This is a genomic window from Streptomyces sp. NPDC107765 (genome assembly GCF_055657085.1).
The window spans coordinates 268,176-289,606 of record NZ_JBVKBL010000002.1; the positions used below are offsets into that span (position 1 = coordinate 268,176).

The 21,431-nt window shown below is 72.9% G+C and carries 21 protein-coding genes and 1 pseudogene; 10 read left to right on the plus strand and 12 right to left on the minus strand.

Features of this window, described 5'->3' with window-relative positions:
* Positions 1-524: 524 nt before the first annotated feature.
* Together ACZ7MX_RS05660 and ACZ7MX_RS05665 are read left to right on the plus strand one after the other, a co-directional pair.
* Positions 525-1,652 (plus strand): magnesium and cobalt transport protein CorA, encoded by a 1,128-nt coding sequence (locus ACZ7MX_RS05660; protein ID WP_472129647.1) that lies wholly within the window; start codon positions 525-527, stop codon positions 1,650-1,652.
* A gap of 126 nt (positions 1,653-1,778) precedes the next feature.
* On the plus strand, positions 1,779-2,321 hold the full coding sequence (locus ACZ7MX_RS05665; protein ID WP_472129649.1) for a hypothetical protein: 543 nt from the start codon (positions 1,779-1,781) through the stop codon (positions 2,319-2,321).
* A gap of 36 nt (positions 2,322-2,357) precedes the next feature.
* Here the strand turns inward: ACZ7MX_RS05665 and ACZ7MX_RS05670 are convergent, their stop codons facing one another.
* On the minus strand, positions 2,358-3,128 hold the full coding sequence (locus ACZ7MX_RS05670; RefSeq protein WP_472129651.1) for a hypothetical protein: 771 nt from the start codon (positions 3,126-3,128) through the stop codon (positions 2,358-2,360).
* A 199-nt stretch (positions 3,129-3,327) separates the two neighbouring features.
* Between ACZ7MX_RS05670 and ACZ7MX_RS05675 the strand changes: the two genes are divergently transcribed.
* The 3 genes and pseudogenes from ACZ7MX_RS05675 (at position 3,328) to ACZ7MX_RS05685 (ending at position 6,413) form a co-directional block, all read left to right on the plus strand.
* Entirely contained in the window at positions 3,328-4,641 is a 1,314-nt protein-coding gene (locus tag ACZ7MX_RS05675; protein ID WP_472129652.1) for a magnesium transporter MgtE N-terminal domain-containing protein, read from the plus strand.
* Positions 4,631-5,210, plus strand: a pseudogene (locus tag ACZ7MX_RS05680) (DUF1003 domain-containing protein); the annotation flags it as partial. The gene ACZ7MX_RS05675 and the pseudogene ACZ7MX_RS05680, both read left to right, overlap by 11 nt.
* A 45-nt stretch (positions 5,211-5,255) precedes the next feature.
* Positions 5,256-6,413, plus strand: a complete 1,158-nt coding sequence (locus ACZ7MX_RS05685) for an Mrp/NBP35 family ATP-binding protein (RefSeq protein ID WP_472130567.1) — start codon at positions 5,256-5,258, stop codon at positions 6,411-6,413.
* A gap of 88 nt (positions 6,414-6,501) precedes the next feature.
* On the opposite strand, the gene ACZ7MX_RS05690 is transcribed toward ACZ7MX_RS05685, so the two are convergent.
* The 5 genes from ACZ7MX_RS05690 to sigE form a co-directional block, all read right to left on the minus strand.
* Positions 6,502-7,146, minus strand: a complete 645-nt coding sequence (locus ACZ7MX_RS05690; protein WP_472129654.1) for a hypothetical protein — start codon at positions 7,144-7,146, stop codon at positions 6,502-6,504.
* 120 nt (positions 7,147-7,266) lie between these two features.
* Complete coding sequence (locus tag ACZ7MX_RS05695) at positions 7,267-7,749, minus strand: sec-independent translocase (protein ID WP_201801668.1); 483 nt, start codon at positions 7,747-7,749, stop codon at positions 7,267-7,269.
* A gap of 116 nt (positions 7,750-7,865) precedes the next feature.
* A complete protein-coding gene (locus tag ACZ7MX_RS05700; RefSeq protein ID WP_472129656.1) occupies positions 7,866-10,049 on the minus strand; it encodes a S1C family serine protease in 2,184 nt (727 codons plus the stop codon).
* 121 nt (positions 10,050-10,170) lie between these two features.
* The gene (locus tag ACZ7MX_RS05705) at positions 10,171-11,112 is read right to left on the minus strand and encodes a zf-HC2 domain-containing protein (RefSeq protein WP_472129658.1); all 942 of its coding nucleotides are present in this window, start codon (positions 11,110-11,112) and stop codon (positions 10,171-10,173) included.
* Positions 11,109-11,876 (minus strand): RNA polymerase sigma factor SigE, encoded by a 768-nt coding sequence (sigE, locus tag ACZ7MX_RS05710; RefSeq protein ID WP_472129659.1) that lies wholly within the window; start codon positions 11,874-11,876, stop codon positions 11,109-11,111. The genes ACZ7MX_RS05705 and sigE overlap by 4 nt, the downstream gene beginning before the upstream one ends.
* A gap of 174 nt (positions 11,877-12,050) precedes the next feature.
* On the opposite strand from sigE, the gene ACZ7MX_RS05715 reads away from it, so the two are divergent.
* On the plus strand, positions 12,051-12,734 hold the full coding sequence (locus ACZ7MX_RS05715; protein ID WP_472129661.1) for an O-methyltransferase: 684 nt from the start codon (positions 12,051-12,053) through the stop codon (positions 12,732-12,734).
* Between the two features lie 225 nt (positions 12,735-12,959).
* Here ACZ7MX_RS05715 and ACZ7MX_RS05720 read toward each other — a convergent pair whose 3' ends face one another.
* Entirely contained in the window at positions 12,960-13,127 is a 168-nt protein-coding gene (locus tag ACZ7MX_RS05720) for a DUF3117 domain-containing protein (protein ID WP_003985072.1), read from the minus strand.
* A 325-nt stretch (positions 13,128-13,452) separates the two neighbouring features.
* On the opposite strand from ACZ7MX_RS05720, the gene chcB reads away from it, so the two are divergent.
* Positions 13,453-14,253, plus strand: coding sequence for a 2-cyclohexenylcarbonyl CoA isomerase (chcB, locus tag ACZ7MX_RS05725; protein ID WP_472129663.1), 801 nt, complete (start codon positions 13,453-13,455; stop codon positions 14,251-14,253).
* 70 nt (positions 14,254-14,323) lie between these two features.
* Here chcB and ACZ7MX_RS05730 read toward each other — a convergent pair whose 3' ends face one another.
* Both ACZ7MX_RS05730 and ACZ7MX_RS05735 read right to left on the minus strand, forming a co-directional pair.
* Positions 14,324-14,929 carry a DNA-3-methyladenine glycosylase I gene (locus ACZ7MX_RS05730; RefSeq protein WP_472129665.1) on the minus strand — a complete coding sequence of 202 codons (606 nt, stop codon included), beginning with the start codon at positions 14,927-14,929 and terminating at the stop codon, positions 14,324-14,326.
* A complete protein-coding gene (locus ACZ7MX_RS05735) occupies positions 14,926-15,369 on the minus strand; it encodes a DivIVA domain-containing protein (protein ID WP_472129667.1) in 444 nt (147 codons plus the stop codon). Before ACZ7MX_RS05735 ends, ACZ7MX_RS05730 begins: the two co-directional genes overlap by 4 nt.
* Before the next feature lie 91 nt (positions 15,370-15,460).
* Between ACZ7MX_RS05735 and folP the strand changes: the two genes are divergently transcribed.
* Positions 15,461-16,321, plus strand: coding sequence for a dihydropteroate synthase (folP, locus tag ACZ7MX_RS05740; protein WP_472129668.1), 861 nt, complete (start codon positions 15,461-15,463; stop codon positions 16,319-16,321).
* Positions 16,322-16,357: 36 nt separating this feature from the next.
* On the opposite strand, the gene ACZ7MX_RS05745 is transcribed toward folP, so the two are convergent.
* Entirely contained in the window at positions 16,358-17,113 is a 756-nt protein-coding gene (locus ACZ7MX_RS05745) for an LOG family protein (RefSeq protein ID WP_472129670.1), read from the minus strand.
* A 122-nt stretch (positions 17,114-17,235) separates the two neighbouring features.
* Positions 17,236-18,327: a succinyl-diaminopimelate desuccinylase gene (gene dapE, locus ACZ7MX_RS05750; protein WP_472129671.1), complete on the minus strand. Its 1,092-nt coding sequence runs from the start codon at positions 18,325-18,327 to the stop codon at positions 17,236-17,238.
* A gap of 40 nt (positions 18,328-18,367) precedes the next feature.
* Here dapE and ACZ7MX_RS05755 point away from each other — a divergent pair, with 40 nt between their 5' ends.
* Both ACZ7MX_RS05755 and ACZ7MX_RS05760 read left to right on the plus strand, forming a co-directional pair.
* A complete protein-coding gene (locus tag ACZ7MX_RS05755; RefSeq protein WP_472129672.1) occupies positions 18,368-19,312 on the plus strand; it encodes a VldE C-terminal domain-containing protein in 945 nt (314 codons plus the stop codon).
* 318 nt (positions 19,313-19,630) lie between these two features.
* Positions 19,631-20,185: an ATP-binding protein gene (locus tag ACZ7MX_RS05760; RefSeq protein ID WP_472129673.1), complete on the plus strand. Its 555-nt coding sequence runs from the start codon at positions 19,631-19,633 to the stop codon at positions 20,183-20,185.
* A 74-nt stretch (positions 20,186-20,259) separates the two neighbouring features.
* Here ACZ7MX_RS05760 and ACZ7MX_RS05765 read toward each other — a convergent pair whose 3' ends face one another.
* Entirely contained in the window at positions 20,260-21,357 is a 1,098-nt protein-coding gene (locus tag ACZ7MX_RS05765) for a bifunctional succinyldiaminopimelate transaminase/glutamate-prephenate aminotransferase (protein WP_472129674.1), read from the minus strand.
* Positions 21,358-21,431 lie beyond the last annotated feature (74 nt).

Consider the following 21,431-nt stretch of genomic DNA (forward strand, 5'->3'; position numbering starts at 1 on the left):
GCCCCGCTCGCGCCGAGCTCTCCGCTCCGTTCGAGCAGGGCAGGGCAGGGCAGACCACCGTCGCTCGGTGACTGCGCTGCGCGGCAGCTTCGTTGTTCGTATGGAACAGGCAAAGCGGCACCGTTCAGCGCCAGGCGGCTGATAGCCTTGCCGTCTGGTCAGGGAATGACGTTCGTCCCCCAACGGGGACCGGCCGGAGGAGGTGGGGCTGCGGTGGATCCGAGTCGACCGTGCAGTACCGATAGCTCTCCTGTCATCCCCCTCGCTCAGTCACTCTCCTGATCGAGAGCTTCCGTACCCCGCCGCCGAGCGGCGAAACCGGGAAAGCGCCTTTGCGCCGGGTGTAGATGACGGAAGAGCGCCTTCGCCTCTTTGTTCCGTGTTCTGCGAATCGCCGTCAGCATCCGCACGGAGCGCCGCCCGCTTTGCGGACGTACCGCCGATGACCCGGGTTACGTCCACCTTCCGGGCAGCGTTGCCCCCCGCGCCCCGCGCTGACGGCCGGCCCGTGAAGGAGCCCGCCCATGTCGATGATCCGTGACCTGCGTGCCGCCGTCCGCCCGTCCCGACGCCGCGACGACGCCCCGTACCGTTCCGAGAGCAACGCCCCGGCCTGCGCCAACAGCGCCATCGTCGACTGCGGCGTGTACCGCGAGGGCCGCCGGGTGAGCGACCACGTCACCCCGGCCGAGGCGATGGCCTCCGTACGCGCCGACGGCGGCTTCATCTGGGTCGGGCTGCACGAGCCCACCGAGGCCGAATTCGCCGGTATCGCCAAGGAGTTCGGGCTGCACCCGCTCGCCGTCGAGGACGCCGTGCACGCCCACCAGCGGCCCAAGCTGGAGCGCTACGACGACACGCTGTTCACGGTCTTCAAGACCGTCCACTACGTCGAGCACGCCGAGCTGACCGCCACCAGCGAGGTCGTGGAGACCGGCGAGGTGATGTGCTTCACCGGCCGGGACTTCATCGTGACCGTGCGGCACGGCGGCCAGGGCTCGCTGCGGGCGCTGCGGCACCGGCTGCAGGACGACCCGGAGCTGCTGGCCAAGGGGCCGTCCGCGGTCCTGCACGCCATCGCCGACCAGGTGGTCGACGGCTACATGGCGGTGGCCGGCGCGGTCCAGGACGACATCGACGAGGTGGAGATCGACGTCTTCAGCTCGGGCACCAACGGCAAGGGAACCGGCACCAAGAGCTCCGCGAAGGGCGGCGACGCCGGGCGGATCTACCAACTCAAGCGCGAGGTACTGGAGTTCAAGCGCGCGGTGTCGCCGCTGCTGCGGCCGATGCAGCTGCTCAGCGAGCGGCCGATGCGGCTGGTCGACTGCGACATCCAGAAGTACTTCCGGGACGTCGCCGACCACCTCGCGCGGGTCAACGAGCAGGTGCTGTCCTTCGACGACCTGCTCAACTCCATCCTGCAGGCCAACCTCGCGCAGGCCGCGGTGGCGCAGAACGAGGACATGCGCAAGATCACGGCCTGGGCGGCGATCTTCGCGGTACCCACGATGATCGCCGGCATCTACGGCATGAACTTCACCTACATGCCGGAGCTGAAGTGGAAGTACGGCTATCCGGCGGTGCTGGTCGTCACCGTCGCGATCTGCGTCGGCATCCACCGCGGCTTCAAGCGGAACGGGTGGCTGTAAGCGCCGGGGGTCCGGGGGTTGTCCCCCGAAGGGCACAGCAAGCGGAACGGGTGGCTGTGACGCACCCGCGTTCCACCAGCTGGGCGCGGACCGGCGGGTTCCGCACGGCCCATTAGGCTGAGTCGTATGACGGAGACCGTGTCGCAGGCCCTGCAGGATCGGGCGCTCATCGAGGAGGCCACGAAGAAGTCCGGCCTCATCTGGGTGCGGGGGACGACGGGCCCGGCCCGGGCGCTGTGGCACGTCTGGCACGACGGCGCGGCCTGCCTCGTGGGCGACGGCAGCGGCGAGCAGCCGCTGGCGGACCTCGGGCTGACCGACGGCGGCCCGGCGACGGTCACCGTACGCAGCAAGGACAAGGGCGGCCGGCTGGTCGCCTGGCAGGCCAGGGTCGTCGAGGCGGCGCCGGAGGGCGACGTCTGGCAGTCCGCCGTCGAGGAGCTGAAGGGCAAGCGGCTCAACGCACCGGACGCCGACACCCTCACCGAGCGCTGGGCCCGCGAGTGCCGGGTGCTGCGGCTGGAGCCGGCGGACGCACCGGCCGAGCAGCGGCCCGGCCGGATGCCCGAGGACTCGCACGCCGCGCCGCCGCTGGCGAGCCCCGCGATCACCCGCCGGCCGATCCCGGCGGCGCTGCCGAAGCTGCTGCGCCGCGGCCGCAAGGGCTGACCGGACGGCACCGGGGCGCGGTCCGGGCCCGGCCGCTCAGTGCGCGCCGGAGATCCGCGACCCGTAGTCGACGACCTGGTCCTTCGCCGGCGCCTGGAGGTCCACCCGCCGGCCCCAGTCGCCGAACCGGACCACGCCCGCGTCCCCCGCGCGCTGCAGCCGCAGCGGGTACGGCGTGCCCTCCAGGGAGACGTCCAGGACGCCGCCGGCGCCGGCCCCGGCGGCCAGCCGGACGGTGCGGACGCCGCCGACGGTGGAGCGGTCCTTGGCGGTCAGCTTGCCGCGCAGCCCCAGCAGGCTGGCGAGCAGGGTGTCCTTGTCGGTGAAGCCGCTGAATTTCCGGTAGACCGGGTCGGAGGCGGGCACCTTGACGTATTTGCCGCCGAGTTTCTGCGCCGCACCGGAAGCGCCGCCCTTCTCGCCCGCCCAGAAGGACGGGTCCGCCTTGAGGTAGAGCGCGCTGCCGACCCGCAGCAGCTGGAAGGCGGCCGCCTGGGTGGTCAGTTCGCCCTTGGCGCCGTTCTCGGCCAGGCTCATGTCGAGCTTGTACGTACGGCCCTTGCTGACGACGTTGCCGGTGAGGTGGACCGTGCCGGCGTGCTCGGCGGCGGTCCGGGCCCTGGCCTGGACCTTTGCCGGGGGCAGCTTCCCCACGCCGTTGGTGCCGGCGTCCGGGTCCTCGTCCGCGCCGCAGCCGGCCAGCCCCGCGGCCAGTGCCGCGCAGACCGCCCCCGCGAGCGCGGCGCGCCCCGTACGGCGGGCTCCGGGCAGGCGTCGGGGGCGGGCCCCCGGGGGGAATGCGCTCACGTCGGCTGTGCCTCCTGATGCGGGTGACCTCGACAGCAGTACGGCAGCGTACCTGGGACGTACGGGTGCGTCGGGGGGATGCGTGGCGGTCACCCTACGGCGTCCTCCACCGGGGCGGCGCGGGCCGGGGCGCGTTAGCCTGAACCCGAATTGATGCCTTGTTTCCGGCGAAAACGGGAGAGAAAGGGCGGCGCTCTGCATGGCAGTGGTGACTCCCCGGGTCTTCGTCTCCCACCTCTCCGGCAGTGCCGTCTTCGACCCCAACGGCGACCCGGTCGGCCGGCTGCGGGACCTCGTCGCGCTGCTGCGGGTCGGCGCCCGCCCGCCGCGGCTGCTCGGGCTGGTCGTCGAGGTGATCAGCCGGCGCCGGATCTTCGTGCCGATGACCCGGGTGACCGGTATCGAGTCCGGACAGATCGTGATCACCGGAGTGATCAACATGCGGCGGTTCGAGCAGCGGGCCTCGGAGACCCTGGTGCTCGGCGAGCTGCTGGACCGGCGGGTGCGGCTGGTGGAGACCGACGAGGAGGCCACCGTCCTCGACATCGGCATCACCCGGCTGCCGGCCCGCCGCGACTGGGAGATCGAGAAGGTCTTCGTCCGCAAGGGCAAGGGCAGGGGTGGGGCGCTGCGCCGCAAGGGCGAGACGCTGACCGTCGAGTGGTCGGCGGTGACCGGCTTCTCGCTGGAGGAGCACGGCCAGGGCGCGGCGAGCCTGCTGGCCACCTTCGAGCAGCTGCGGCCGGCCGACCTCGCCGGTGTGCTGCACCACCTGTCCGCCAAACGGCGCGGTGAGGTCGCCGCGGCGCTGGACGACGCCCGGCTCGCCGACGTGCTGGAGGAGCTGCCGGAGGACGACCAGCTGGAGATCATCGGCAAGCTGAAGGACGAACGGGTCGCCGACGTCCTGGAGGCGATGGACCCGGACGACGCCGCCGACCTGCTCTCCGAGCTGCCGGACGAGGACAAGGAGCGGCTGCTGGACCTGATGCGGCCGGAGGAGGCCGCCGACGTGCGGCGGCTGATGTCCTACGAGGAGCGCACCGCCGGCGGGCTGATGACCACCGAGCCGATCGTGCTGCGCCCGGACGCCACGGTCGCCGACGCGCTGGCCCGGGTCCGCGACCCGGACCTCTCCCCCGCGCTCGCCGCCCAGGTGTACGTCTGCCGGCCGCCCGACGAGACCCCGACCGGCAAGTACCTGGGCCTGGTGCACTTCCAACGGCTGCTGCGCGATCCGCCGTTCACCCTCGTCAGCTCGATCGTCGACACCGATCTGCCACCCCTGCCGCCGGACACCCCGCTGCCGGTGGTGACCGGCTATCTGGCGGCGTACAACATGGTCGCCGCGCCGGTCGTGGACGAGAGCGGCGCCCTGCTCGGCGCGGTGACCGTCGACGACGTGCTGGACCACCTGCTGCCGGACGACTGGCGGGAGTCCGAGCTGTACGCCGGTGGAGCGGCCGGGCTGACCGGCGCCGGGAGCCCGGCGGAGGCACCGGATGGGCGCTGAGGAGCGGGACGGCGCGCGCGAACGCGCCCGGGCGAACGGCGCCTCGGCGGTGCGGCGCGGCGCCGCCGAACGGTCCCGGGTGCGGCTGGACGTGCCGCGCACGCCGCGCCGGACGTTCCTGCCGGAGTACGACCCGGAGGCGTTCGGGCGGTTGTCGGAGAAGATCGCCCGCTTCCTGGGGACCGGGCGCTTCATCGTCTGGATGACCGTTGCCATCATCGTGTGGATCACCTGGAACGTGACCGCACCGGACCACCTGCGGTTCGACGGCTACCCGTTCATCTTCCTGACCCTGGCGCTGTCGCTGCAGGCGTCGTACGCGGCGCCGCTGATCCTGCTGGCGCAGAACCGCCAGGCCGACCGGGACCGGGTCACCCACGAGCAGGACCGCCAGCGCAACGAGCGGTCGATCGCCGACACGGAGTACCTGACCCGGGAGATCGCGGCGCTGCGGCTGGGGCTGGGCGAGGTCGCCACCCGGGACTGGATCCGCTCCGAACTGCAGGACCTGCTGCGGGATCTGGAGGCGATGCCGGAGGGCCGCCGCGGAGAGTGACGAACGCGACCGCCGACGACCTTTCCGGAGGCCGCCTCATGCGCCGTACCATCGGGCTATGGCTCACGAAACTGCCCCCAGCACCCCGAGCGAGGACGCGATCCGCGCCGCGCTCGCGACGGTGAACGACCCCGAGATCCACCGCCCCATCACCGAACTGGGGATGGTCAAATCGGTGGACATCGCGGCGGACGGCGCGGTGGCGGTCGTGGTCTACCTCACCGTCTCCGGCTGCCCGATGCGCGAGACGATCACTCGCAACGTGAGCGACGCGGTCGCCGGGGTCGAGGGCGTCACCGGCGTCCGGGTGGACCTCGAAGTGATGAGTGACGAGCAGCGCAAGGAGCTGGCGGCGTCGCTGCGCGGCGGCACCGCCGAGCGCGAGGTCCCGTTCGCCAAGCCCGGCAGCCTCACCCGCGTCTACGCGGTCGCCTCCGGCAAGGGCGGCGTCGGTAAGTCGTCGGTGACGGTGAACCTCGCCGCGGCGATGGCGGCCGACGGCCTGAAGGTCGGCGTCGTGGACGCCGACATCTACGGCCACTCCGTGCCCCGCATGCTGGGCGCCGACGGCCGGCCCACCCAGGTCGAGAACATGATCATGCCTCCGTCGGCCAACGGCGTGAAGGTCATCTCGATCGGCATGTTCACGCCCGGCAACGCCCCGGTCGTCTGGCGCGGCCCGATGCTGCACCGCGCCCTCCAGCAGTTCCTGGCGGACGTGTACTGGGGCGACCTGGACGTCCTGCTCCTGGACCTCCCGCCGGGCACCGGTGACATCGCGATCTCCGTCGCCCAGCTCGTCCCGAACGCCGAGATCCTGGTCGTCACCACCCCGCAGCAGGCGGCGGCCGAGGTCGCCGAGCGCGCGGGCTCCATCGCCGTGCAGACCCACCAGAAGATCGTCGGCGTGGTGGAGAACATGTCCGGGCTGCCCTGCCCGCACTGCGACGAGATGGTCGACGTCTTCGGCACCGGCGGCGGCGAGCGGGTCGCCGAGGGCCTGACGAAGACCACCGGTACCCAGGTGCCGGTGCTCGGCTCCATCCCGATCGACGTCCGCCTCCGCGAGGGCGGCGACGAGGGCAAGCCGGTCGTGCTGACCGACCCGGACTCCCCCGCCGGCGCGGCCATCCGCGCGATCGCCGGCAAGCTCGGCGGCCGCCAGCGCGGCCTGTCCGGCATGTCGCTGGGGATCACCCCGCGCAACAAGTTCTGAGTTTCAAGGGGTCCTGAGAAGGGCGCCACGTGGTACAAGGAAGGGGGCGGGCCCGTGGGCCCGCCCCCTTCCTCGTTCGGCGGCGCGCTCAGCCGGCGTACGAGCTGATGTCCTCGACGACCGAGAATCCCAGGCCGTAGGCGCTCATTCCGCGCCCGTAGGCGCCCAGGTGCACTGCCTCCGGGCCGTCGCCCGCCGAGCCGGCCAGGACCCAGCCGTACTCGGACTCGCGGTAGGCGAACGAGGTCGGGACGCCGTCGACCGGCAGCATCAGCTCGCTCCAGGCCCCGCCCCCGAGGTCGTCGGCCAGTTCCCAGGCCAGCATCGTCTGCTGGTCCAGCCAGGCCTGGCGCAGCGTGCGGTCCATCTGGGTCGGCCAGGTGTGGTTGAGCAGGCCGGAACCGGCGAGCCAGGCGGCGGTGGAGACGGAAGTGGCCTCCAGTACGCCGGTGCCGTCGGCGCTGCGCCGGACGGGGCGGCTGGCGACCGTCACGACCACCGCGAACCGCTCGTCCTGCGGGGACTCCACCTTGATCGTGGGCTGCTCACCGTGCCCGGTCGCGCCGTGTTCGACGGTGCCGTCCGCGGCCGCGCCGACCTGCATCAGCCAGCGCGGACCGGTGAACGCCTCGTCGAGGCCGTACCACGGGAACGCGGCCAGCAGATAGCCGTCGGCCTTCCGGTCGACCGTGGCGGGCGCCTCTTGTGCCGCTGTCCGACTCGTCGTCTCCATCTGAGCGGAGCCTCCTTGTTGCCCTGCGTCGTGGGCGGCCCGCCCCCCTCAGGCGACCAAACCCCGGACAACCGGAGCATAGCCATAGGGGTCAATACTGCCCGGTCATACCGCAGTGTGTCAGGTGGCGTCGGCGTCGAACGGCGGACGCTCGTCCGGCTGCCCGTTCACGGGCTTCTTGAGCAGGTCCGGGCCGCCTGAGGAGGCCGGCGACTCCTTGGAGAGGGAGATCCCTGAGCCGTTCGGGTGCGCGGCCGCGGAGCCGCTCTCGCGGCTGTGCACGGCGTCGGTGACCTCGGCCATCTCCGTGCGGAAGTCGAAGCCGTTCCGGATCTCCTGGAGGTCCTTGAGGCCGTACTCGTCCTTCTCCAGGACGTGCTTGCGGACGAAGTTCTTGGGCTTGAGGTCGTCGAACTCGAAGTCCTTGAAGTCCGGGCCGAGCTCGTTGCGGATGTCCTGCTTGGCGCTGTCGGAGAACTCCCGGATCTTGCGGATGACCCCCATCACGTCCTGGATGACCTTGGGGAGCTTGTCCGGCCCGAAGACGAGCACCGCCAGGACGACGATCGCTACCAGCTCTAGGGGTCCTATGTCGAAGAACACCTTGCAGCTCCTTGGGTCATCCGCGGCCTTCGTCGGCCTATGGGCCAGGCCGCCTCTCACCGTACCTGGCCCCGCACGTCGGACGGGAGTCGACCGTGCCAACACCGTGCAAACGATCAACCCGCGGTGGAGGAACCCAGCCTGAGCCGAACGGACCGCTCCTTGCCGTCCCTTTGGACGGTGAGCGCCAGGGTGTCGCCGGGCCGGTGGCTGCGGATCTTGACGATCAGCTCCTCACCGCTGTGCACCGGGGCGCCGTCCACCGCGGTGATCACGTCACCGGGCCGGATGCCCGCCTTGGCGCCGGGCCCGCCCGGGACGACCGGCGGTTTGCCGCCCTTGCTGTGCGCACTGACCCGCGCCCCGTCGCCGGCGTACTCCATCTCCAGGGTGACGCCGATGACCGGATGGGTCGCCCGGCCGGTGTTGATCAGCTCCTCGGCCACCCGTTTGGCCTGGTTGATCGGTATGGCGAAGCCCAGCCCTATGCTGCCGCCCTGGCTGCCGCCGTCCGATCCGCTGCCGCTGTCGGCCGCGCGGATGGCGCTGTTGATGCCGATCACCCGGGCCCGGGCGTCCACCAGCGGACCTCCGGAGTTGCCGGGGTTGATGGGGGCGTCGGTCTGCAGCGCGTCGACGTACGAGATGTCGCTGCCGTCGCCCTTCTGGCCGCCCGCGGTGATCGGGCGCTGCTTGGCGCTGATGATCCCGGCGGTGACCGTGTTGGCCAGGTCGAACGGTGCGCCGATGGCCACGACCGGGTCGCCGACCTGCACCGAGTCCGAGTTGCCGAGCGGCAGCGGCCGCAGTCCGGTGACGCCCTCGACCTGCACCACCGCGAGGTCGTAGCCGCCGTCCTGGCCGACGATCTTGGCCTTGGCGGTCTGCCCGCCGCTGAACGTGACCGATATCTCGCCGCCGGTCCCGGCCGGTTCGACGACGTGGTTGTTGGTGAGGATGTGGCCCTCGCGGTCGAGGACGAAGCCGGTGCCGGTGCCCTGCTCGGCGTTGCCGCGGACGTGGATCGTGACGACGCCGGGCAGCGCGGCCCGGGCGATACCGGCCACGCTGTCCGGCTTGCGGCCGCCGGAATCCCCGGCGGACTGCGGCAGCTTGATGTCGTTGATCCCGCCGTAGCGCTCGACGTACGCGCCGATCCCACCGCCGACGCCGCCCGCGAGCAGCGCCAGCGCCACCGCGCCCGCCACCAGCACACCGCGTGGGGTCCGCCGGGCAGCGGGCGGCGGCAGGGGGCCGCCCTGCAGGGGTGCGCGCCACGGGTCGTACTGCTGCCAGGCCCCGTGCGGGGCGCCGGGGCGGTCGTGCGCGGGGGCCGGGGCCGGCGGCAGGGCGGCGGCGTCCGGCTGCCCGGGCACGCCGGACTCGGCGCCCGCAGGGACGACCGGACCGGCGGACGGACCGGCGGAAGGGGCTGGCTGTGCGGGCCCGGTGCCGTCGGGGGCGGCGGGGTGCGGCTGGTCGCCGAGTGCGGCGGGCGGCGGGGACTGCGGCGGACCGGGGTAGCCCGCACCCGGGGCGGCCGGGGCGCCGTACGGGGGCATCGGCCCGGCGGACGGCGGAAGGACGGTGCCATGTGCGGGAGTCGTCACCGGCCGCTGCACGGGCGGCGCGGGCGCCCAGGGCCCGGGTCCGCCGTAGGGCGGGGTGCCGTACGGGTCCTCGGCATGCAGCGGCCGACGCTGCGGCGGTGTGCCGGGCGTCTCGGCGGGGGCGGGCGCGGACGTGTGGGACGCCGCGCCCGTCGGTGCCTGGGCACTCTCGGGCGCCCCGTGCGGGGGAACCTGACCGAGTGTCACGGTGGCGGCACCGGACGGCGCTCCACCGGGCGGTGCGGGTGCGGCGGCCCCGGCGGCCGCAGTGGGCTCGGTGGGCGCGGTGGCTTCGGCGCCGGTACGGTCCGGGGCCTGCCCGGTCGCCGCCGAAACAGTCGAGGTGGCGGAAGCGGCCGAAGCGGCCGAGGTCAACTCGTGGGCGCCGTCGGGGTGTTCGGCCGACGGGCCCGCAAGGGTTTCTCCCGCGCCCGCACCCGGCGCCTCCGCGCCCGCGGGGCGCTCCGGGGGCCGCACGATCCAGTCCTCCGGCTCCTGCACCGCAGTGTCACCGGAATCGCCGGACATTCCGGGCAGCCCGGACGGCTCCCCCGTCCCCGACGGACCCGCCGGGTGGCCGGCGGGCGGACCCGCCGGCAGGCCGGCCTCGGCGGATCGCTCCGGGCTCGGGGGGTTTCCCGGGCGGCTCCACCACTTCAGCTTCGGCCCGGCGGCCTTACCGTCGTCCATGCTCTCCCCTACTTCGCCCGCGACCCCGCGGGCCACCACCACCTCGCGGCACGCGCCCGGTCAGGGGTGCGCCGCCCCAGGGGGATTCAACCAGTTCCGCCCGGGGCCGTGCAGCGGGCGGTCAGCGGCGGTCGGCGGCGGGGCCGTTCGCGGCGGAGCCGTGCAACGGCCGCATCGGCTCCAGCGGGGGAAGCGGCGGTGGGTTCTTGCGCACCGGGCCGCTGCCCGTCGCGACGGTCAGCGGCGAGAGACGGTACGCCGGGGCCGGGCCGGTCGCGGCGATCAGCGGCGACAGGCCGAAGTGGCCGGCGGGCTGGTCCGGCGTCCACGACATCGACGGGGAGGCGGGCGCGGCGCCGGCACCGTCCAGGCTCATCGCGCTGGGCGCCGGGGCCAGGGTCGGCGCACCGGACGGCGGCCAGGTGGCCGGCCGGGACCCGGCGGTGGGGACGAACTCCGCGCCGCGCATCAGGGCGGCGCCGTCCGCCGCGGGGCTGCCGGTGAGCGGGGTGACGGCCGTACCGCCGCCGTCGGTCCGTCCGCCGGCCGGGTCGACGGCCGCCTCCAGCGGGAGGGCACCGCCGAGCGCGAACGCCGCGAGCGACACCGCACCGGCCGCCGCGAAGGCGAACCGGCGGCGCTGCGCGGGCCGCCCGTCCTCCTGGATACGGAAGCCGCGCGTCCGGGACTGCGGGGGGACCGCGGCCATGGCACGGCGGGAGTGGTCGTCGGCGGGGACATAACGGAACGCGCCCCCACCGCGGGCGAATTCGGTGCGCCCGAGGGCGCCGTTGCCCAGCCGGCTGCCGGGACCGCCGGGGTCGCCGCCGGGCAGCTGCACGAGCCGGGCCAGCAGTCCCTCGGAGGGACCGGGCGGCGCCGCCTCGGCGAACACGCTTTTCAGCCGACGCTGGGCGTCGGCCTCCGCCTTGCACTTCGCGCAGGTCGCGAGATGCGCGAGCACCCGCTCGCGCGCGTCATGCCCCAACTCGCCGTCGACCAGGGCCGCGAGGCGGTCGCCGAGATGCTGCTCGGCGGGGGACGGACCGCCACGGAGGCTCACGCGATCCCGACCTCCCCCGTGGGAACCACGGCCAGCGCCCGCCGCTGCTCGCGCTCCGCCCCGCGAGACGCGGGCGCGCGGTGCTTGAGGGCCTTGCGCAGGTGCGAGCGGCCGCGGTGGATCCGGCTGCGGACCGTGCCGAGCTTGACCCCGAGGGTCGCGGCGATCTCCTCGTAGGACAGCCCCTCGATGTCGCACAGCACTACAGCGGCGCGGAACTCGGGCGCGAGGGTGTCCAGCGCCTGCTGGACATCGGCGTCGAAGTGGGTGTCGTCGAAGTGCTCCTGCGGCGCGGGCTCCTTGCTGGGGAGCTTCTCGGCCGCGTCGTCACCGAGCGCGTCGAAGCGGATACGCTGCCGGCGCCGGACCATGTCCAGGAAGAGGTTGGTCGTGATGCGGTGCAGCCAGCCCTCGAAGGTGCCCGGGGTGTACGTCGACAGCGAGCGGAAGACGCGGACGAACACCTCCTGGGTGAGGTCCTCGGCGTCGTGCTGATTGCCGGAGAGGCGGTAGGCGAGGCGGTAGACCCGTGCGCTGTGGGTGCTGACGATCTCCTCCCAGGTGGGCGGAGTCCACGCCTCCGCATCCGCGTCTGCGGCGAAGGTCGCGGTACGTGCGGAGTCAGTGCGGAAACGGTCAGCAGTGTTTGTCACGGATTTCGGCTCGGCGGACGACCTCTTGAAGCGCCTCAGCACCCCTCGGTCACCCGTCGTGGCCGCACCTCCCCTGGTGGCTCTGGTGGTGTCCAGTAGGGCCCCTACCATATCCACCTCGCCCGTTAGCTCCGGATAAGCAGATTTGACCTGCATTTGGTCCTGCTTCTGGCCTTGATTCGCGTCTCGCGCGGTCTTCACCACTGCGTCCCCCCTCTTCCTCCTCCCCCTCTTTAACGCCCGGTCCCATCTGCGGGTTCCCGCACGCAGCGGATACAGTCACGGTTGCGTCAACTACGGGGACAGGAGAGGGCCATTACCGGCAACCGGCAGACGAGCTTGGCATTCGCCGAGGCGTACGGCGCCGGGACCATCGACGGCACCACCGAGGCCGCCCTGCGCTGGTCCCGGGACCGCGCACGCGAGGCCGGCATCCGCACGGTGACCACCGGCACCGGCGCGGCCCTGCGGCTGCTCGCCGCCACCGTCGACGCCAAGGCCGTCGCCGAGATCGGCACCGGCACGGGCGTGTCGGGCATCTACCTCCTGCACGGCATGCGGCCGGACGGCGTGCTGACCACTGTGGACTGCGAGCCCGAGCGGCAGACCTTCGCCAAGCAGGCGTTCCGCGCCGCGGGATTCGCCGGCAACCGCGCCCGCTTCATCCCGGGCCGCGCGCTGGACGTCCTGCCGCGGCTGGCGGACGGCGGGTACGACCTCGTCTTCTGCGACGGCGACCTGATGGAGTGCCTGGAATACCTCGCTGAATCGTTGCGACTGCTGCGCCCCGGCGGTCTGGTGTGCTTCGAGGGCGTCTTCGCCGACGGCCGGACGGTGGACTCGGCGGTGCAGCCCGCGGAGGTGCTGCGGCTGCGCGAGTTGCTGCGGACGGTGCGGGAGAGCACGACGCTGGTGCCGTCCCTGCTACCGGTCGGCGACGGCCTGCTCTGCGCGGTCAAGCGCGGCTGAGCGCCCCCCTTATCCGCACCACGTCACTTCGGGCCGCGGTCCTCGGGCATGCCGTCTTCGGGCACGCGGCCTTCGGGCGTGCGGTCATCAGGCACGGCGGTCTTCGGACATGCGAACGGCCCCGGCACGCGGCGCGCCGTCACTGCGCGCCGCCTGCCGGGGCCGGGGTCTCGGCCGGGTACCGGGCTCACTCGGGCCCGGGCATCCGCCGGTGTCACACCCTTGTCAGACGGTGACCTTCTCCAGCGCCTCTCCGAGGGCCTTGGCTTCGTCGGGGGTCAGCTCGACGACGAGCCGCCCGCCGCCTTCGAGCGGAACGCGCATGACGATGCCCCGCCCCTCCTTGGTCACCTCGAGCGGGCCGTCACCCGTCCGCGGCTTCATGGCCGCCATGCTCGTTCCCCTTCCTGAAACCAGCTCATCTCAGCCGACGGCCCGAATAGGCACGTGTCACCGGCATCGAACACATTGCTTCCAGGCCATTATCCCGCATCGAACGACCCGATGACCAACATCGGGCAGCATCCCTTCGGCAACTCGCACCCGCAAACCCACCCAATTCGGGGAGCGGGCTGCGATACTTCTCCGCCCGCCGACTCCCGACGCGCCCGCAATCTTTGATGTACGTCACATGGGAACCGCTGATGATCTCCGGCATCCTGAGCGCTGACTGCCCGCCACGGGCAGTGCCGAGCCACGACGGAGGGGATTCCCAACTATGGCCGACACCGTGCTCTACGACGTGACCGACGGACTCGCGACGATCACGCTCAACCGCCCCGACGCGATGAACGCGCTGAACGTCGAGGCGAAGGTGCTCCTGCGGGACACGCTCCAGGAGGCCGCGGCCGATCCCGCCGTCCGCGCGGTGCTGCTGACCGCCACCGGGCGGGCGTTCTGCGTCGGCCAGGACCTCAAGGAGCACATCGGCCTGCTGGCCGAGGACCGGGCCACCGGCTCCGGCGGCACCATGAACACCGTGCGTGAGCACTACAACCCGATCGTGACCGCGCTGACCGGAATGGCCAAGCCGGTGGTCGCCGGGGTCAACGGGGTCGCCGCGGGCGCCGGGGCGGGCTTCGCGCTGGCCGCGGACTACCGCGTCGTCGCCGACACCGCCTCCTTCAACACCTCCTTCGCCGGCGTCGCGCTGACCGCCGACTCCGGGGTGTCCTGGACCCTGCCCCGGCTGATCGGCCACAGCCGCGCCGCCGACCTGCTGCTCTTCCCGCGGTCGATCAGCGCCCAGGAGGCGTACGAGCTGGGCATCGCCAACAAGGTCGTGCCCGCCGCCGAGCTGGCCGAGGAGGCCGCGGCGGTCGCCCGCCGGCTGGCCCAGGGGCCGACCGCCGCGTACGCCGCGATCAAGGAGTCGCTGGCCTACGGGGCGGGGCACTCGCTCACCGAGACCCTCGGCAAGGAGGACGAGCTGCAGGGCCGGGCCGGGGCCTCGGAGGACCACCACATCGCGGTCGAGGCGTTCGTGAAGAAGGAGAAGCCGGTCTTCCTCGGCCGCTGACCGTCACAGCCGGCCGGCCGGGCCGAACGGGCCGCCCCGCGGGCCGGGGCCGCCCACCGGCCGGACCGGGTCAGCCGGCCGCCGCCTCCACCGCCGCCCGGACATGGCAGTCCGCCAGATGGTCGTTGACCAGGCCGCAGGCCTGCATCATCGCGTACGCCGTGGTCGGGCCGACGAAGCGGAAGCCGCGCTTCTTGAGGTCCTTGGCGAGCGCCGTGGACTCCGGGGTCACCGACTGCACCTCGCCCACCGTGCGCGGCACCGGGCGGCCGGCCCGGGCGGGGGCGTAGGACCAGATCAGCTCGTCGAGCTCGCCGGGGGCCAGCGCGGCGGCGACCTTGGCGTTGTTGATCGTCGCGGCGATCTTGGCGCGGTTGCGGATGATGCCGGGGTCGGCGAGCAGCCGCTCGGCGTCCGCCTCGGTGAACCCCGCCACCTCGGCGATCCGGAATCCGGCGAACGCGGCGCGGAACCCGGGGCGGCGCCGCAGGATCGTGATCCACGAGAGACCGGACTGGAACGCCTCCAGGCTCATCCGCTCGAAGAGCGCGTCGTCGCCGTGGACCGGCAGGCCCCATTCCGTGTCGTGGTAGGCGCGGTAGTCCGCCATCTGCGCCGACTCCATGCCCCACGGGCAGCGCGGGATCCCGTCCGGCTCCGTCACCACACCGCTCATCGGCCCTCCCCCTCTTCCGGGCCGCGCGGCGCCCCGGTCCCGTACGCGTCCCCCGAGCGGCCGTCGCCGGCCCCCGGCCGCGTCTCCGGCACCGGTCCGGGCGCGGCCGGGCCGTCCTGTATGAGCCCCGGGCCGCCCATCGCCGCGGCGTGCGCCCCGGCCAGCGCGGCCTCCAGCTCGGCGATCCGGGAGTCCCGCTCGGCCAGCTCGGCACCCAGCCGGTCCAGGACCCCGTCGACGTCGTCCATGCGGTAGCCCCGCGCGGTCACCGGCAGCCGGACGGCGTCCACGTCGGCACGGCCCAGCGGGCGGTCCACGGGCAGCGGGTCGGACAGCCGGTCCGGCTCCGCGTCCCGCAGGCCACCGCCGTCACCGCCGACGACCACGAGCGTGACCGCGGCGACCACCACGACCATCGCGATCAGCAAGAACCAGAACACGACCAACTCCCCGGACTTGTGCCTGCTCCGATCGTGCCATGCGGGTGTGACAGTTAGGGTCGCTCCCGGACCACGGAGAGGAAGTCAGGGAATGCTGCGGCTGGGTAATCGCGAGTTCGGACCGGACGAGCGGGTGATCATGGCGATCGTCAACCGGACTCCGGACTCGTTCTACGACCGGGGCGCCACCTTCCATGACGAGCCCGCACTGGCCCGGGTGGAGCAGGCGGTGGCCGAGGGCGCCGCGATCATCGACATCGGCGGCGTCAAGGCCGGGCCCGGCGAGGAGGTCAGCGCCGAGGAGGAGGCCCGCCGCACGGTCGGTTTCGTGGCCGAGGTGCGCAAGCGGTTCCCCGATGTGGTGATCAGCGTCGACACCTGGCGGCACGAGGTCGGCGAGGCGGTCTGCGAGGCCGGCGCGGACCTGCTCAACGACGCCTGGGGCGGGGTCGATCCGCTGCTGGCCGAGGTGGCCGCGCGGTACGGCGTCGGCCTGGTGTGCACCCACGCCGGCGGGGTCGAGCCGCGCACCCGCCCGCACCGGGTCGCCTATGACGACGTGATGGCCGACATCCTGCGGGTGACCCTCGGACTGGCGGAGCGGGCCGTGGAGTTGGGCGTGCGGCGGGACGCGATCCTGATCGACCCGGGGCACGACTTCGGCAAGAACACCCGGCACAGCCTGGAGGCGACCCGCCGCCTGGACGAGATGACCGCGACCGGGTGGCCCGTGCTGGTGTCGCTGTCCAACAAGGACTTCGTCGGCGAGACGCTCGACCGGCCGGTCAAGGAACGGCTGCTGGGCACCCTCGCGACCACGGCCGTCTCGGCCTGGCTGGGCGCCCAGGTCTACCGCGTCCACGAGGTCGCCGAAACCCGCCAGATCCTCGACATGGTCTCCTCGATCGCCGGCCACCGGCCCCCGGCGGTCGCCCGCCGGGGCCTGGCCTGAGGGGCGCCCGCCCGACCGGGCCGGCTCAGGGCCGGCTCAGGGCTGGATGCCGACCTCCTTGGTCACCAACGTGATCGCCTCGTCCACGTCGTCGCTGAGGTGGAACAGCTCCAGGTCGTGCATCGACGCCTTGCCCTGGGCGATGAGGGTGTCGCGCAGCCAGTCGACCAGCCCGGACCAGTAGTCGGTACCGAACAGCACAATCGGGAAGCGGGTGACCTTGCGGGTCTGGACGAGGGTGAGCGCCTCGAAGAGCTCGTCGAGGGTGCCCAGCCCACCGGGCAGCACCACGAATCCCCGGGCGTACTTCACAAAACACGTCTTGCGGACGAAGAAGTACCGGAAGTCGACACCGAGGTTCACGTACGGGTTCATGCCCTGCTCGAAGGGCAGCTCGATGCCCAGTCCGACGGAGGTGCCACCGGCCTCGTGGGCGCCCTTGTTGGCGGCCTCCATGGCGCCCGGACCGCCGCCGGTGATCACCGCGAAGCCCGCCTCCACCAGGGCCCGTCCGATCCGCACGCCGATCTCGTACTCCTTGGAGTCGCGCGGCGTACGGGCCGAGCCGAAGACGCTGACGGCCGGGCCCAGCTCGGCCAGCGCGCCGAAGCCCTCGACGAACTCCGACTGGATGCGCATCACACGCCAGGGGTCGGTGTGCACCCACTCGGAGGGGCCTGCGGAGTCCAGCAGCCGCTGGTCGGTGGTGCTCGCCTGCACCTGGTCGTGGCGGCGCAGAACGCGACCCAGCCGCTGCTCACCGGGGGCCGGTGCTCCCTCGGGACTGGCCATGACATGCTCCCTCCGCTGACGATCGTTTGCCGTTTCAGCGTAGATCCGACGGCCTGAAGCGCAGGGGAATTCGGCTGGTCCGCCCGAGGTCGGCGACCGGTCCCGTGGACGTCCGCGGCATTTCAGGCGGTGAGCCAGGCGCGCAGCCGCTCCTCGCAGTGCGCGATGCGCTCGGTCTCGACCCGTTCGTCCTTCTTGTGCGCGAGCAGCGCGTCCCCCGGGCCGTAGTTGACGGCCGGGACGCCCAGGGCGCTGAAACGGGAGACGTCGGTCCAGCCGAACTTGGGCATCGCGGTGCCGCCGACGGCCGCCATGAACGCCTTGGCCGCGGGGTGCGACAGCCCGGGCAGCGCGCCCGGGGAGTGGTCGTCGACCACGAACTCGTCGACCGGGCAGTCCGCGAAGACCTCGCGGACGTGGGCGATCGCCTCTTCCGGGGTCCGGTCGGGGGCGTAGCGGAAGTTGACGGTGACCGTGCAGGCGTCGGGGACGACGTTGCCGGCCACGCCGCCCTCGATGCGGACGGCGTTGAGGCCCTCGCGGTATTCGAGGCCGTCGATCACCGGCCGGCGCGGCTCGTAGGCGGCGAGCTCGGCCAGGATCGGGGCGGCGGCGTGGACGGCGTTGGCGCCCATCCAGCTGCGGGCGGAGTGCGCGCGCTCCCCGGTGGTGCGCAGCAGGACCCGGAGGGTGCCCTGGCAGCCGCCCTCCACCTGGCCGTAGGAGGGCTCCAGGAGGACGGCGAAGTCACCGGCGAGCCACTCGGGGTGGGCGTCGGCGATGTGGCCGAGGCCGTTGAGGTGCGCGGCGACCTCTTCGTTGTCGTAGAAGACGAAGGTGAGGTCCCGGTTGGGCGCGGGGACCGTGGCGGCGATCCGCAGCTGGAGGGCGACGCCGGACTTCATGTCGCTGGTGCCGCAGCCCCACAGGACACCGTCCTCGTCGAGCCGGGAGGGCACGTTGTCCGCGATCGGCACGGTGTCGAGGTGTCCGGCGAGCACCACCCGCTCGTCGCGGCCGAGCTGCGTACGGGCCACGACGTTGTTGCCGTACCGGTCGACGGTCAGGTGCGGCAGGGCGCGCAGGGCGTTCTCGACCGCGTCGGCGAGGTCCTTCTCGTTGCCGCTCTCGGAGGGGATGTCGACCAGCTGCGCGGTGAGCGCGGCGGCGTCGAGCGACAGGTCGAGGACCGGTGGGTGTGTGGTGCGCTCCATGGTTCCGACCCTATCGGCAGCACTCCAGTACGGTGGGCTCGTGTCCGCCCGCCCCGCCTTCGCCGTCCGCCGCACGCGTCTGTGGCGTTTCGCCGCCGCCTTCGCCGTACTGCTCGGGCTGGCCGGCTACCTCCTGGTGCAGTACATCACCGGTGGTCCCGGGGCGCCGCACTGCACGGTGCGCGCCGAGGGGGACGAGGAGGCGTACGAGCTGTCGCCGGAGCAGGCCGCGAACGCCGCGACGATCTCGGCGGTGGCGTCCTCGCGGGGACTGCCGGAGCGTGCGGTGACCATCGCGCTGGCGACCGCGATGCAGGAGTCCGGGCTGCGCAACATCGAATTCGGCGACCGGGACTCGGTCGGGCTCTTCCAGCAGCGGCCGTCCCAGGACTGGGGCACGGTGCGGCAGATCATGGACCCGGTCTATTCGGCCGGGGAGTTCTACCGGCATCTGGCGAAGGTGCCCGGCTACTCCCGGCTGCCGCTGACCGTCGCCGCGCAGAAGGTGCAGCGCAGCGGTTATCCGCAGGCGTACGCCAAGCACGAGGCGAACGCCGCGCGGCTGACCGGCGCGCTGACCGGGCGCGACCCGGGCGCGATGACCTGTACGGAGAGCCGGCCGGAGGACAGCCGGGCGGGCGGCGCCGCGGTGGTGCGGGAGAAGCTGGTGCGGGAGTTCGGGGCCGGGGTGCTGCCGCGGACGGACGCCGCCGGGGGCCGCGACGCGGGCGGGGGCCGCGACGCGGGCGGGGGCCGCGGGGTGACGGTGCCGGTGGGGCAGGGCGCAGCCCCGGGGTCCGGGGGCGCCCGGCGCGGCTGGGAGCTGGCGACCTGGGCGATGGCGCACTCCGCGGAGCTGCGCATCGAACAGATCTCTTACGCCGGCCGGACGTGGACGGCGGCCGATTCGGGGAAGGGCTGGCAGAACCGGCCGGGTGGTTCCGCGGCGGACGGGCGCGGCGTTCGTATCATCACCGCGCAATAGTTTGCGGCATCGCCCGTAAGGGTTCCCGGGAGTGACAGTGGCGGCAATTCCCTTGGAAAGGGCGGCAGTTGGCCTCCGGGGAAATGTCTTTTCCGTCAATTCCCTTGCCGGACAAGGGCTGTGACGTTTCCGCACCCGCGGATGCGTGTCCATATCGCCCTTCTTTCGGCACGCCCGATTATGCGATGCGTTACCAACTCTTTACCGGAGTTCACCGCAACCTTCGGGGACCTGACGCGGTAGTCAATGCGTCCGCCCGGCGGACATGGCACAGCACATCTGTCAGAAGTCCGAGTCCTTCTCCGTAAAAGGAGCACCATGTCCCTCCCCGTTACGCGTCGGATCGCCCGAGCCGCCCTGCTCGTCGCAGCAGGCGCCGCTCCCGTGGTCGCTGCGGCCGGTACCGCGAGCGCAGCGAACCTGCCTGTCAAGGCACCCGACCTGGTCGGCGGACTCACGGCGCCCCTGGACTCCCACCGGACCGGCGACACCCTCGACCGCACCGCGCACCACGGCGTCGGCGTGCTGAACGAGGCCGGCAACAAGGCGGCGACCAAGCTCGCCCCGGCGCTGGTCGAGACCGCGGGCCCGGTCGTCAAGAAGGCCATGCCGCTCACCAAGGGCGCGGCGGACAAGGCCGAGAAGGTGGTGCGCCCGGTCGCGAAGGACGGGGTCTCGACCGACTCGCTGCCGCGCAAGGCGGCCGGCGGTCTGCTCGGCGCGCCGGAGGCGCTGGCCGGGAAGGCCGCCGGGGTGCTCGGCTCGCCCGAGGCGCTGGCCGGGAAGGCCACCGGACTGCTCGGCCAGCAGGGGCTCCGCGGGCAGGCTCCGGGCGGCCTGCTCGGCGGGCTGCCGCTCGGCGGCAAGGCGTAACGACGCGCGCACGACGCGCAGGGGCCCGGGGAGAGTGTCTCCCCGGGCCCCTGTCTGCGTGGCGTCGGCGGCGGTCACCCCGCCAGGCGGCTCACCGCGGCGGCCACCCGCTCGTCGGTGGCCGTGAACGCGATCCGGACGAACCGCTCGCCCGCGGCGCCGTAGAACTCGCCGGGGGCGACCAGGATGCCGCGCTCGGCGAGGGCGCCGACGGTGTCCCAGCAGGGCTCGTCGCGGGTCGCCCACAGGTAGAGCGACGCCTCGCTGTGCTCGATGCGGAAGCCGTGGGCGAGGAGCGCCTCGCGCAGCGCCGTACGGCGGGCCGCGTAGCGCTCGCGCTGTTCCTGGACGTGCGTGTCGTCGCCGAGCGCCGCCACCACCGCGGCCTGGGTGGGCGCCGAGGTCATCATGCCGCCGTGCTTGCGGATCTCCAGCAGCGGGCCGAGGACGGCCGGGTCGCCGGCCAGGAAGGCCGCGCGGTAGCCCGCCAGGTTGGAGCGCTTGGAGAGCGAGTGGACCGCGACCAGGCCGTCGTACGAGTCGCCGTTGACGTCCGGGTGCAGGACCGAGACCGGGTCGGCCTCCCAGCCCAGTTCGAGGTAGCACTCGTCGGAGACGAGGAGCACGCCGTGCTCGCGGGCCCAGGCGACGATGCCGGTCAGCTCGTCCTTGGACAGGACCTTGCCGGTCGGGTTGGACGGCGAGTTCAGCCAGAGCAGCTTCAGGTGCGTCGGGTCCAGGTCGCGCGGGTCGTCGTAGACCTCGTGGTCGGCGCGGGCCAGACGGGCGCCCACCTCGTACGTCGGGTAGGCCAGGCGCGGGTGGGCGACCTTGTCACCGGGGCCGAGGCCCAGCTGGGTCGGCAGCCAGGCGACGAGCTCCTTGGAGCCGACGATCGGCAGGACGTGGTGGTGGGTGACCCCGCGGGCGCCCAGACGGCGCTCCAGCCAGCCGGTGATCGCGTCGCGCAGTGCGGGGGTGCCCCAGACCGTCGGATAGCCCGGGGAGTCCGCCGCGTCGATCAGCGCCTTCTGGACCAGCCCGGGGACCGGGTCGACCGGGGTGCCGACGGAGAGGTCGACGATCCCGTCCGGGTGCGCGGCGGCCGTCTTCTTGTACGGCTCCAGCTTGTCCCAGGGGAAGACGGGAAGGCGTTGGGAGACTGCGGACACGGGGTGGCTCACTTTCCTCGGGGCGGCAAACGCCACGGTCCCGTACGGCGGCGATCAAGGTGATCGGGCCGTAC

Bases quoted from the DNA above. Each gene is read 5' to 3' on its own strand.
- folP (WP_472129668.1), top strand. From the start codon at position 15,461: ATGCTGCGGCTGGGTAATCGCGAGTTCGGACCGGACGAGCGGGTGATC.
- ACZ7MX_RS05685 (WP_472130567.1), top strand. From the start codon at position 5,256: ATGGCTCACGAAACTGCCCCCAGCACCCCGAGCGAGGACGCGATCCGC.
- ACZ7MX_RS05730 (WP_472129665.1), bottom strand. From the start codon at position 14,929: ATGAGCGGTGTGGTGACGGAGCCGGACGGGATCCCGCGCTGCCCGTGG.
- ACZ7MX_RS05720 (WP_003985072.1), bottom strand. From the start codon at position 13,127: ATGGCGGCCATGAAGCCGCGGACGGGTGACGGCCCGCTCGAGGTGACC.
- sigE (WP_472129659.1), bottom strand. From the start codon at position 11,876: ATGGTAGGGGCCCTACTGGACACCACCAGAGCCACCAGGGGAGGTGCG.
- ACZ7MX_RS05700 (WP_472129656.1), bottom strand. From the start codon at position 10,049: ATGGACGACGGTAAGGCCGCCGGGCCGAAGCTGAAGTGGTGGAGCCGC.
- ACZ7MX_RS05760 (WP_472129673.1), top strand. From the start codon at position 19,631: ATGTCCCTCCCCGTTACGCGTCGGATCGCCCGAGCCGCCCTGCTCGTC.
- dapE (WP_472129671.1), bottom strand. From the start codon at position 18,327: ATGGAGCGCACCACACACCCACCGGTCCTCGACCTGTCGCTCGACGCC.
- ACZ7MX_RS05675 (WP_472129652.1), top strand. From the start codon at position 3,328: ATGGCAGTGGTGACTCCCCGGGTCTTCGTCTCCCACCTCTCCGGCAGT.
- ACZ7MX_RS05665 (WP_472129649.1), top strand. From the start codon at position 1,779: ATGACGGAGACCGTGTCGCAGGCCCTGCAGGATCGGGCGCTCATCGAG.
- ACZ7MX_RS05660 (WP_472129647.1), top strand. From the start codon at position 525: ATGTCGATGATCCGTGACCTGCGTGCCGCCGTCCGCCCGTCCCGACGC.
- ACZ7MX_RS05690 (WP_472129654.1), bottom strand. From the start codon at position 7,146: ATGGAGACGACGAGTCGGACAGCGGCACAAGAGGCGCCCGCCACGGTC.
- chcB (WP_472129663.1), top strand. From the start codon at position 13,453: ATGGCCGACACCGTGCTCTACGACGTGACCGACGGACTCGCGACGATC.
- ACZ7MX_RS05745 (WP_472129670.1), bottom strand. From the start codon at position 17,113: ATGGCCAGTCCCGAGGGAGCACCGGCCCCCGGTGAGCAGCGGCTGGGT.